This is a genomic window from Achromobacter sp. ACM01, assembly GCF_014851745.1.
Classification (GTDB): Bacteria; Pseudomonadota; Gammaproteobacteria; order Burkholderiales; family Burkholderiaceae_B; genus Achromobacter; species Achromobacter aegrifaciens.
In genome coordinates this window covers 1,039,846-1,051,372 of record NZ_JACVAF010000001.1, presented here as the reverse complement: position 1 = coordinate 1,051,372, position 11,527 = coordinate 1,039,846, and the positions used below count along the sequence as shown (strand labels likewise).

Here is an 11,527-nt window from a genome sequence, read left to right as displayed (position 1 = left end):
TCCCCCATCTTTCGGATGGGGGATTTTTTTTGCCTTGGGCCCGGCTCGCGCCGGGCCTCCCGGCCCGCATTTATGCGTAGGCTTCGATCGGCAAGCAGGCGCACACCAGGTTGCGGTCGCCATAGGCGTTGTCCACGCGGGCAACCGGCGGCCAGTACTTGGCGTCGCGCAGCGAGGCCACCGGGTAGGCGGCCTGCTGGCGCGGGTACGCGTGCAGCCATTCCTCGGCCAGCAGCATCTGCGCGGTGTGCGGCGCGTTCTTCAGGACGTTGTCCTCGGCATCGCGCTCGCCGCGCTCGACCTGGGCGATTTCTTCGCGGATCGAGATCATCGCGTCGATGAAGCGGTCCAGTTCGGCAACGCCTTCCGATTCGGTCGGCTCGACCATCAGCGTGCCGGCCACCGGGAAGCTCATGGTGGGCGCATGGAAGCCGTAGTCCATCAGGCGCTTGGCGATGTCTTCGGCGCTGATGCCGCTGGTTTCCTTGAGCGGACGCACATCGAGGATGCACTCGTGCGCCACGCGGCCGTTGCGGCCCGCGTACAGGACCGGATAGTGGTCACGCAGGCGGGTGGCGATGTAATTGGCGTTCAGGATGGCGACTTCGGTGGCGCGGCGCAGGCCGTCGGCGCCCATCAGCGAGATGTACACGAACGGAATCGGCAGGATGCCCGCGGAACCGAACGGCGCGGCCGACACCGGACCGACCTTGGCGTCGCCAGGCAGCTTGCCCTGCTCGTTCACCACGCCCGGCAGGTACGGAGCCAGGTGCGCGCGCACCGCCACGGGGCCCACGCCGGGGCCGCCGCCGCCGTGCGGAATGCAGAAGGTCTTGTGCAGGTTCAGGTGGGACACGTCCGAACCGAACTTGCCCGGCTGGGCCACGCCCACCATCGCGTTCATGTTGGCGCCGTCCAGGTAGACCTGGCCGCCGGCCTGGTGCACCAGATCGCAGATCTCGGTGACGGCTTCCTCGAACACGCCGTGGGTCGACGGATACGTGATCATCAAAGCGGCCAGCTTGTCGCCGACCTGTTCGATCTTGGCGCGCAGGTCGGCCAGATCGACGTTGCCGTTGGCATCCGACGCCACCACCACCACGTCCATGCCGGCCAGTTGCGCCGAGGCCGGGTTGGTGCCGTGCGCCGACGACGGGATCAGGCAGATGTTGCGCTGATGCTGGCCGTTGGCCTGATGGTAGCCGCGGATGGCCAGGAGGCCTGCGTACTCGCCCTGCGCGCCCGAGTTGGGCTGCAGGCTGATGTTGTCGTAGCCGGTGATCTCGCACAGCGCGGCCGACAGGCGGTCGATCAGTTCGTTGTAGCCCTGGCTTTGCGAAGCCGGCGCAAATGGGTGGATCAGCGCGAACTCGGGCCAGGTGATGGGGATCATCTCGGCGGTCGCGTTGAGCTTCATGGTGCACGAGCCCAGCGGAATCATGGTGCGGTCCAGCGCCAGATCCTTGTCGGCCAGCTTGCGCAGGTAGCGCAGCATGTCGGTTTCCGACTGCACGCTGGAGAACACCGGGTGCGTCAGGATCGCGCTTTCGCGCGCCACGCCGGCGGGAATGCCGCTGGCGGCGGCCGCGTCCAGCGCGTCGATGTCGAGTTCGACGTCATCGCGTTCCAGGCCGGCGGCGAAGACGTTGACCAGCGCCTGCAGGTCAGCCACGGTCACGGTCTCGTCCAGCGACACCGCCAGGCGGGCGCCATCGACGCGGCGCAGGTTGATGTGCGCGCAATCGGCGGCGGTCAGGATGGCCGGCGTGGCCACGCCGGTTTCCAGCAACAGCGTGTCGAAGAAGGTGTCGTTGACGACCTTCACGCCCAATTTGACCAGCTCGGCGCGCAGGATGGCGGTGCTGCGCTGCACGCGTTCGGCGATGCGGCGGATGCCGGCCGGGCCGTGCCAAACGGCATACATGCCAGCCATCACGGCCAGCAGCACTTGCGCGGTGCAGATGTTGGAAGTGGCCTTTTCGCGGCGGATGTGCTGTTCGCGCGTCTGCAGCGCCAGGCGCATGGCCGGGTTGCCCTGCGCGTCCTTGGACACGCCGACCAGGCGGCCAGCCATGTTGCGCTTGAAGGCGTCCTTGCAGGCCATGAATCCGGCATGCGGGCCGCCGAAACCGAACGGCACGCCGAAGCGCTGGGCCGAACCGATGGCGATATCCGCGCCCCATTCGCCGGGCGCGGCCAGCAGGGCCAGCGCCAGCAGGTCAGTCGCGACGGCCACGATGGCGCCTTGCGCATGCGCGGCTTCGGCCAGCTTGCGGTAGTCGGCGACGGAGCCGGTGCTGTGCGGGTACTGCAGCAGCACGCCGAAGCACTCGGGCAGGCCTTCGGCCTCGTCGCCGATGGTGATTTCGATGTCCAGGCCTTCGGCGCGCGTGCGCACGACTTCGATGGTCTGGGGATGCACGTGGCGCGAAATGAAGAACACCGGGCTCTTCGACTTGGCGCTGCGACGCGCCAGCGTCATGGCTTCGGCGGCGGCGGTGCTTTCGTCCAGCAGCGAGGCGTTGGAGATGTCCAGCCCGGTCAGGTCGGCGACCATGGTCTGGTAGTTCAGCAGGGCTTCGAGGCGGCCCTGCGAGATCTCGGGCTGGTAAGGCGTGTAGGCCGTGTACCAGGCGGGATTCTCAAGAATGTTGCGCAACACCACGTTGGGCGTCTGCGTGCCGTAGTACCCCTGGCCGATGTAGCTGCGGTAGACCTTGTTGCGGCCGGCGATCTGCTTCAGTTCGGCCAGCACGTCGGTTTCGCTGCGCGAGGCGGGCAGCGCGAGCGGGGCCTGGCTGCGGATCTTGGGCGGCACGACTTCTTCGATCAGGGCGTCCAGGCTGGCGCTGCCGATGACGGCAAGCATGGCGGCCTGGTCGGCGTCGGAAGGGCCGATGTGGCGGGGAATGAAGTCGGTGTGGGTGTCTAGGGCGCGCGACATGGAGAGGTCTCGGGATAGCGGGTGTCGTCGGAGGACGGACGGTATTGCATCTTGCGGAACAGGCGCGTGGCGGGTGCCCTGCGCCCGTTCCAGCCAGGCGGCTTAGCCGTTGGCGACGGCTTCGTAGCCGGCGGCGTCGAGCAGCTTGTCGGCGTCGGCGGCGTTGACCGGCTTGATCTTGAAGATCCAGGCGGTGAAGGCCGATTCGTTGATCAGGTTGGGATTGTTTTCCAGCTCTTCGTTGAACGCGACGATCTCGCCAGCCACGGGAGCGTAGATGTCCGAAGCGGCCTTGACCGATTCGACCACGCCAGCGGTTTCACCGGCGTTCAGCTTGGCGCCGACCTTCACGTCGCCAACGAAGACCAGGTCGCCCAATTGATCCTGGGCGGTATCTGTGATGCCGACGACGAACACATCGCCTTCGGCTTTGACCCATTCATGGGACTCGGTGTACTTGCGATCGGTGGGCAGACTCATGGGAACTCCTGAGGGAATGCGGGTAGATGAATGGTGTTGCGCGCCTCGCGCGGGCGGCCGTCGCCCCAGGGGCCGGCGGCTCGCGCGAAGCTTCGAGTTTACGAGTGTTCGACCGCTTTGCCGTTACGCACGAACGGCAATTTGCAGGCCAGGGCGGGCACCCACTTACCGCGGATGTCGACCTCGACCGTGTCGCCCGGCTTGACGCCTTGAGGCAGACGGGCAAAGCCGATCGACACGCCCAGCGTGGGCGACATGGTGCCGCTGGTGAGCTCGCCCGTGCCTTCCTTGGTGCGCACGGCCATGTGCGCGCGCATCACGCCGCGTTCTTGCAGCTTCAGGCCGATGAAGGTGGCGGGGGTGGCGAATTGTTCCAGCGCGTCGCGGCCGATGAAGCGGCGCTCGGCGTTCTTCAGGGACACGGTCCAGGTCAGGCCGGCCTGGTCGGGCTGGGTCAGCTCGTCCATGTCCTGGCCGTACAGATTCATGCCGGCTTCCAGACGCAGCGTGTCACGCGCGCCCAGGCCGCAGGGACGCACGCCCTGGGCGACCAGGTCGCGCCACAGCTGCACGACTTCGGCGGCCGGCAGCACGATTTCAAAGCCGTCCTCGCCGGTGTAGCCGGTACGGGCCACCAGGGTGTCGTCGCCCACGCGGGCGGCCACGAAGGGGGTCAGCGGCTCGCTGGCGGCCTGCCAGGCCGGGCGCGCGGCCCAGACCTTGGCGCGGGCGTTGGGGCCTTGCACGGCCACCATGGCCAGATCGCGGCGCGGCGTGATGGCAACGTCGAACTGGCCAGCCTGCTTGACGCGCTGCATCCAGGCGACGTCCTTGTCGGCCGTGCCTGCGTTGACCACGACGCGCCATTCGTCGGCGGCGAAGAAATAGATGATCAGGTCGTCGATCACGCCGCCTTGCGGGTTCAGCATGCAGCTGTACAACGCCTTGCCGGGCACGGTCAGCTTGGACACGTCGTTGGCGACCAGGCGCTGCAGGAAGGCGAACGCGTCGGGACCGGCCACGTCGACGTTCAGCATGTGCGACACATCGAACATGCCGGCGTCCTGGCGCACGGCGTGGTGCTCTTCCAGCTGCGAACCGTAGGCCAGCGGCATGTCCCAGCCGCCGAAGTCGACCATGCGGGCGCCAGAGGCGATGTGTTCTTCGGCCAGCGGGGTGCGTTTGAGGGTTGCGGACATGCGCGGAAACTCCGGGGCGGCAGTGTTGCCAGGGTTACGGAATGCCAGTGGTGCCAAGCGGGGTGCGCTTGTACAACGGCTGAATCTTCCGCCCCTCTGTCCTTTTGCCTGAGAGTTGCCCCGCATGGCGGGTTTGCACCTTCGGCGCCTGGGCTGCTCGCTATGTCCCTAGTTCAGGGTCGGCGCCAGGTCTCTCCAGAGTACTGTTTTGCCGCGTCCGCACGGTGAGAAAACCGGGACAGGGCAAGCATGGGCGGTATGGGTTACCTGAGCGATTCCGGGCGAATTGCGCCTTCGGCGGCGGCCGGACGTACAGGCCGCTCTCTCCCGCAACATGCGTGACAGCGGCGCAAGCATACAACGAAAGCCGCGGCCAGGGAATGCCCGCGGCGGCTCAGCCCAGCGCCGTGTCCAGCAGCATCATCAGCACGAAACCCAGCATCAGGCCGCAGGTCGCGTAGACCTCATGCCCCTTGCGGTGCGATTCGGGGATGATCTCGTGGCTGATCACGAACAGCATGGCGCCTGCGGCAAAACCCAGGCCCCAGGGCAGAAGCGGCTCGGACCAGCCGACCACTGCGGCGCCGAGCACCGCGCCCAGCGGCTCGACCAGGCCGGACAGCATGCCCAGCGCCACCGCGAAGGCGCGCTGATAGCCCGCCGCCAGCAGCGCCACCGCCACCACCAGCCCTTCGGGAATGTCCTGGATCGCAATGCCGGTGGCCAGCGCGGTGCCGCGCATGGCGTCGTTGCCCGCGTAGCCCACGCCTATGGCCAGGCCTTCCGGCAGGTTATGCAGGGTGATGGCGAAGACGAACAGCCAAGTGCGGCGCAGGCGGTGCGCCTCGATGCCTTCCCGGCCCTTGATGAAATGTTCGTGCGGCAGGGTACGGTCCATGAGCAGCAGCACCGCCGCCCCCAGCAGTACGGCCGCGCCCACCGTCAAGCCGGCGCCCCAGGGGCCATAGCCCAGGTCGCGGCCCGCGGCGATGCCCGGCGCCACCAGCGAGAAGGCGCTGGCGGCCAGCATCACGCCGGCGCCGAAGCCGAACATGCTGTCCTGCATTTTCTGGGGGATGGTCCGAGCAAACAGGATGGGCAAAGTACCCAGGGCAGTAGCGCCCGCGGCCACCAGCCCGCCCAGGAGGGCATCGGCCACGTGCGGCGCGCGCACGTCCAGATAGGCCCACAACTGGTGCAGGCCCAGGCATGCCACCAATACGGCCAGGGTCCACACGCTGATGCTGGTGGCCGCCGGCCGCACGCGATGACGGCTGAAGGTATTCATGTGCCGCTGCCCTCCTTGCGAGAGATGCGCTCAGCGCTGGGCTGCCGCGTAGCGGCGCGCCACTTCAGGCCAATTCACGACATTGTAAAAGGCGCCGATGTACTCGGGCCTGCGGTTCTGGTACTTCAGGTAGTAGGCGTGCTCCCACACGTCCAGTCCCAGGATGGGCGTGTTGCCGTGCATCAGGGGGCTGTCCTGGTTGGCGCTGCTTTCCACCGCAAGCTTGCCGGCCGGCGTGACCGAGAGCCAGGCCCAGCCGCTGCCGAAGCGGGTCAGCGCAGCCTTGGTGAACGCGTCGCGGAAGGCGGCCTGCCCGCCCAGTTCGGACTCGATGGCCGCTGCCAATGCGCCGTCCGGCTCACCCCCGCCCTCGGGCGACATGACCGACCAGAACAGGCTGTGGTTGGCGTGGCCCCCGCCGTGGTTGCGCACGGCGCCGCGGATGGCTTCGGGCAACTGCTCCAGCCGCGCCACCAGGGACTCGACCGGCTCGTTGGTGACGATGCCCGCGCCTTCCAGCGCAGCGTTCAGGCTGTTGACGTAGGTCTGATGGTGCTTGCTGTAGTGGATCTCCATCGTCATCGCGTCGATGTGAGGTTCCAGGGCGTCGTAGGCATACGGCAGGGGCGGAAGAGTGTAGGCCATGCATGTCTCCGTTGGATCCGCCCCCCGATTCAGGGCTTGGATCAATATCGAAAACATAAATGATAAGTATTTTTATTTGATATAACAATGGCAGGCTTCCAATACCTGCCATAGCGCCGGCCTATCGGCGCCCTGTCCCGCCAGAGGACGCTACAGCGCCTTGCCGCAGGCCACGCCCGAAGCCCAGGCCCACTGGAAGTTGTAGCCGCCCAGCCAGCCCGTGACGTCCACGGCTTCGCCGATGAAATAGAGGCCGGCGACGGTCTTGGCCTGCATGGACTTCTGGTCCAGCCCGCGCGTGTCCACGCCGCCGCGCATGACTTCGGCCTTCTTGTAGCCGGCCGTGCCGCTGGGCACCAGGCTCCATTGATGGATGTCCTGGGCCAGCGTGCGCAAGGTCTTGTCCGGCGCGTCGGCCAGGCGCAGCGCCGCCAGGCCCGGCTTGCCGCCCTGCTCCGCCAGGTGCAGCCAGCGGTCGGCCAGGCGCTTGGGCCAGAGGCCCGCCAGGACGGTATGCAGCTGCTGCCGGTTGCCCGACTTCGACGCCAGCAGTTCTTCCGCCAGATCGCGGCCAGGCGCCAGATCGATCACGATGGGCTCGCCAGGTTTCCAGTAGCTGGAGATCTGCAGAATGGCAGGTCCGGACAGGCCGCGATGGGTAAAGAGCAGGTCCTCGAGGAACTCGCCGCGCGCCTTGCCCTGCCCCGTGTGCAGATTGACCTCCAGCGCCACGCCGGACAATTCGGAAAGGGACTGCCACTGCTCGGCATCGAAGGTCAGCGGCACCAGGGCGGGACGCGGTTCCACGACCTTCAGGCCGAACTGCCGCGCGATCTTCAGGCCGAAATCGGTGGCGCCCAGTTGGGGAATGGCCATGCCGCCGGTCGCGATCACCAGTTTCGCGGCGCGGATCGTGCCCTGGCTGGTGTGCAGCTCGTAACCCTGCTCGCCATGGCCGATCTCGACCACCGAGCATCCCATGCGCCACTGCACCCTGCCCGCGTCGCACTCCGCGCGCAGCATTTCGATGATGGATTCGCTGGAATCGTCGCAGAACAGCTGGCCGCGATGCTTCTCATGCCAGGCGATGTGGTGGCGTTTCATCAGCGCCAGGAAATCCTGCGGCGTGTAACCGGCCAAGGCCGAACGGCAGAAATGCGGATTGTCGGAGAGGAAGTTGGCGGGGCCGGCGCCGATATTGGTGAAGTTGCAGCGGCCGCCGCCGGAAATGCGGATCTTCTCTGCCAGGCGCTCGGCGTGGTCGACCAGCACCACGCGCAAGCCGCGCTGGCCGGCGACCGCGGCACACATCATGCCCGCGGCGCCGGCGCCGAGTACTGCTACATCGAACATCAGTCTTCGATCAGGCAGTCGACGTAGTAGCGCTTTTCGCCATCCGGACCCACTTCGTCGGCCAGGCCGTGGATGTAGGTTTCGAAGCCCGGGAAGCGCTGGTTGAACTCGCGCGCGAACTGCAGGTACTGGACGATGGTGCGGTTGAAGCGTTCGCCCGGGATCAAGAGCGGGATGCCCGGAGGATACGGGGTCAGCAGCACGCCGGTGACGCGGCCTTCGAGCTTGTCGATGTCGACGCGCTCGACCTCGCGGTGCGCCATGCGGGCGAAGGCATCCGACGGCTTGAGGGCCGGCACCATGTCGCTCAGGTACATCTCGGTAGTCAGGCGGGCCACGTCACGCGCGCGATAGGCTTCGTGGATCTCCTGGCACAGGTCGCGCAGGCCCATGCGCTCGTAGCGGCGATGGTCGCGGCAGAATTCCGGCAGGATGCGCCAAAGCGGCTGGTTGCGGTCGTAGTCGTCCTTGAATTGCTGCAAGGCGGTCAGCAGCGTGTTCCAGCGGCCCTTGGTGATGCCGATGGTGAACAGGATGAAGAACGAATACAGGCCGGTCTTCTCGACCACCACGCCGTGCTCGGTCAGGTACTTGGAGACCAGCGCGGCGGGAATGCCGGTTTCGCCGAAGCTGCCCGACATGTCCAGGCCCGGGGTGATGATGGTGGCCTTAATCGGGTCCAGCATGTTGAAGCCTTCGGCCATTTCGCCGAAGCCATGCCAGTGGTCGTTGGACTCCAGGATCCATTCGTCGCGATTGCCGATGCCTTCCGAAACCAGGCGGTTCGGCCCCCAAACCTTGAACCACCAGTCGTTCTTGCCGAATTCGGATTCCACCTTGCGCATGGCGCGACGGAAGTCCAGGGCTTCGCGGATGCTTTCCTCGACCAGCGCGGTGCCTCCCGGCGGCTCCATCATGGCGGCGGCCACGTCGCAGGACGCGATGATCGCGTACTGGGGCGAGGTGGACGTGTGCATCAGGTAGGCTTCGTTGAAGACGTTGCGGTCCAGCTTGCGGGTCTCGGACTCCTGCACGATGATCTGCGAGGCCTGCGAAATGCCGGCCAGCAGCTTGTGCGTGGAGTGGGTGGCGAACACCATCGCGTCCTGGCTGCGCGGACGGTCCTGGCCGATGGCGTGCATGTCCTGGTAGTACTCGTGGAACGACGCGTGCGGCAGCCAGGCTTCGTCGAAGTGCAGCGTGTCGACGTAGCTCCCCAGCTGCTTCTTGATCATTTCGACGTTGTAGATGACGCCGTCGTAGGTGCTCTGCGTCAGCGTCAGGATGCGCGGGTTCTTGTTCACCGCTTCGCGCGCGAAGGGGTTGGCCTCGATCTTCTTGCGGATGCTGTCCGGGTGGAATTCTTCCAGCGGAATCGGACCGATGATGCCCAGGTGGTTGCGCGTGGGGCGCAGGAACACCGGAATCGCGCCCGTCATCGTGATGGCGTGCAGGATCGACTTGTGGCAGTTGCGGTCCACCACCACCACGTCGCCCGCGGCCACGTTGGCATGCCACACCACCTTGTTGGAGGTGGAGGTGCCGTTGGTCACGAAGAAACAGTGGTCGGCGTGGAAGATGCGCGCGGCGTTCAGTTCGGATTCGGCCACGGGACCGGTGTGGTCCAGCAGCTGGCCCAGTTCGTCCACGGCGTTGCAGACGTCTGCGCGCAGCATGTTCTCGCCGAAGAACTGGTGGAACATCTGGCCCACCGGGCTCTTCAGGAACGCCACGCCGCCGGAGTGGCCGGGGCAGTGCCAGGAGTACGAGCCGTCCTGCGCGTACTTGACCAGTTCACGAAAGAACGGCGGCGGCAGGCTGTCGACGTAGCTGCGGGCTTCGCGGATGATGTGGCGCGCCACGAATTCGGGGGTGTCCTCGAACATGTGGATGAAGCCGTGCAGCTCGCGCAGGATGTCGTTGGGGATGTGCTCGGACGTGCGCGTCTCGCCGTACAGGTAGATGGGGATGTCGGCATTGCGGAAACGCAGCTCGCCGATGAAGGCGCGCAGGTTCTTGATGGCGCTGGCCACGTCCTCGGGCGAATCCACGTCGAATTCTTCGTCGTCGATCGACAGGATGAAGGCGCTGGCCCGGCTCTGCTGCTGGGCGAACGAGCTCAGGTCGCCGTAACTGGTCACCCCGATCACCTCGACGCCTTCGGCCTCGATCGCCGCGGACAAGGCGCGGATACCCAGACCGGACGCGTTCTCGGAACGGTAGTCTTCGTCGATGATGAAAATGGGGAAGCGGAATTTCATGCAGGCGCTCCTGGGGGCAAGGCGGGTTCGGACGCGTAACGCGGCGCGAGTGTACTTCTAGTAAAAATCCGCCTGATGACAGACGGCGCGAGCACCCGCCAGGGCGGCGGGAATGGCCGAATTGTAGGGCTGTTTTTCTTACAGCCCTAAGGGAAATCCCGGAATGGCCCGGACGGCCGTTGTCATCGCGCCAAAAGCGGACGTTTTCAGCACAGAGAGCCGGGCCGCACGGGGAAGCAAACCGGGCGCCCGAAGCGCCGGGACGCTAGCGGATGGTGCGGGCCTCGCCCGCCTGCAAGGCCATCAGGAACTGTTCGAAATAAGGTGGGATGGCCTCGGCGGAGCCGTAACGGATGCGCCTTTCGACCTTGGCGATGGCGCCGAAGCAGACCTCGGAATCGGGCTCGCCGCAGACCAGCACCACTGGGTCCTCGTCATCGCACACTTCGTAGAGGCCGCCATACGCGCGGCGTCCCACCTCGTAGAGGTAGGCGGCGGCGCCGACGGTCTGCATGGGAGTGAGAGGCAAGGTCCCGAGATGGGCGGCCTCCAGCGCTTCGTCCAGCGCATGGACGCTGGATGGCGTGTAATCCAGCACGGCGCCAGCCGAGCCGGCTGCCTGGACGAAGTCCTGCGCAGCACCCGCCACGCGCGCCACGAACTCTTCCTGGACTTCGTCGCGCTTGGCGTCCTGGTTTGTCTTGAGGAAACCGAACATCATTGGCTCCTTTGTGAAAACCGCAAGCGGCGTTAGGACCATTATAGGCAGCGCGTCCCCCTATACTGGCGAATCCACCGCCGAACGTTCCCTATTCCCAACACTTGCCGACCATGTCCCCGATCACCGTCCGACGCCTTGTTCCCGCCGACGCGGCGCCGCTGCGCCAATTGCGCCTGGACGCCCTGGTGGAAACCCCTGAATCGTTCGGATCGAGTTACGAAGAGGAACACACGCTGACATTGGAGGATATCCGCGGCTGGATCCAGCCTTCGGACGACAGCGCAATGTTTGGCGCGTTCTGCGGCGGGGTCCTGGCCGGCATGGTCGGCGTGGGCCGACAGCGCAAACTGAAGATGCGCCACAAAGCGCACATCTGGAGCATGTACGTGGCGCCGGCGCAGCGCGGTCAGGGCCTGGCCCGGCAACTGATGCAGGCGGCGATCGCCCATGCCTCGGGCATGCGCGGCATCCGCCAGGTGCAGCTGAGCGTGACCGCCAACAATCAGGCGGCCACCGCGCTGTATCTAAGCCTGGGCTTTGCCGAATACGGGCGCGAGCGCGAAGCGCTATGCGTGAACGGCGAACTCTACGACGAAGCGCTGATGGCGCTGCCGCTGGCCGGCAAGTAGCGGCGCG

Annotated in this window: 9 protein-coding genes and 2 riboswitches; of the genes, 1 reads left to right on the top strand and 8 read right to left on the bottom strand. The window is 66.2% G+C overall.

Annotation, left to right across the window (positions count from 1 at the left end; genetic code table 11):
* Nucleotides 1-70 precede the first annotated feature (70 nt).
* From gcvP to IB268_RS04805, 8 genes are all read right to left on the bottom strand, one after another.
* Complete coding sequence (gene gcvP, locus IB268_RS04840) at nt 71-2,944, bottom strand: aminomethyl-transferring glycine dehydrogenase (RefSeq protein ID WP_192353912.1); 2,874 nt, start codon at nt 2,942-2,944, stop codon at nt 71-73.
* Nucleotides 2,945-3,046: 102 nt separating this feature from the next.
* Entirely contained in the window at nt 3,047-3,424 is a 378-nt protein-coding gene (gene gcvH / locus IB268_RS04835) for a glycine cleavage system protein GcvH (protein WP_042795177.1), read from the bottom strand.
* Nucleotides 3,425-3,522: 98 nt separating this feature from the next.
* Nucleotides 3,523-4,623 (bottom strand): glycine cleavage system aminomethyltransferase GcvT, encoded by a 1,101-nt coding sequence (gcvT, locus tag IB268_RS04830; protein ID WP_119450323.1) that lies wholly within the window; start codon nt 4,621-4,623, stop codon nt 3,523-3,525.
* Nucleotides 4,624-4,709: 86 nt separating this feature from the next.
* A riboswitch (glycine riboswitch) is annotated at nt 4,710-4,832 on the bottom strand.
* A gap of 35 nt (nt 4,833-4,867) precedes the next feature.
* Nucleotides 4,868-4,963, bottom strand: a riboswitch (glycine riboswitch).
* A 54-nt stretch (nt 4,964-5,017) separates the two neighbouring features.
* Nucleotides 5,018-5,911, bottom strand: a complete 894-nt coding sequence (locus tag IB268_RS04825; RefSeq protein WP_054451994.1) for a ZIP family metal transporter — start codon at nt 5,909-5,911, stop codon at nt 5,018-5,020.
* Nucleotides 5,912-5,941: 30 nt separating this feature from the next.
* On the bottom strand, nt 5,942-6,556 hold the full coding sequence (locus IB268_RS04820; protein WP_088154256.1) for a superoxide dismutase: 615 nt from the start codon (nt 6,554-6,556) through the stop codon (nt 5,942-5,944).
* Between the two features lie 150 nt (nt 6,557-6,706).
* Nucleotides 6,707-7,909, bottom strand: a complete 1,203-nt coding sequence (locus IB268_RS04815; protein WP_192353911.1) for an NAD(P)/FAD-dependent oxidoreductase — start codon at nt 7,907-7,909, stop codon at nt 6,707-6,709.
* Nucleotides 7,909-10,170, bottom strand: a complete 2,262-nt coding sequence (locus tag IB268_RS04810) for an arginine/lysine/ornithine decarboxylase (RefSeq protein WP_192353910.1) — start codon at nt 10,168-10,170, stop codon at nt 7,909-7,911. The genes IB268_RS04815 and IB268_RS04810 overlap by 1 nt, the downstream gene beginning before the upstream one ends.
* A gap of 265 nt (nt 10,171-10,435) precedes the next feature.
* Nucleotides 10,436-10,888 (bottom strand): hypothetical protein, encoded by a 453-nt coding sequence (locus IB268_RS04805; protein ID WP_054451998.1) that lies wholly within the window; start codon nt 10,886-10,888, stop codon nt 10,436-10,438.
* A gap of 113 nt (nt 10,889-11,001) precedes the next feature.
* Between IB268_RS04805 and IB268_RS04800 the strand changes: the two genes are divergently transcribed.
* A complete protein-coding gene (locus IB268_RS04800) occupies nt 11,002-11,520 on the top strand; it encodes a GNAT family N-acetyltransferase (RefSeq protein WP_054452319.1) in 519 nt (172 codons plus the stop codon).
* Nucleotides 11,521-11,527 lie beyond the last annotated feature (7 nt).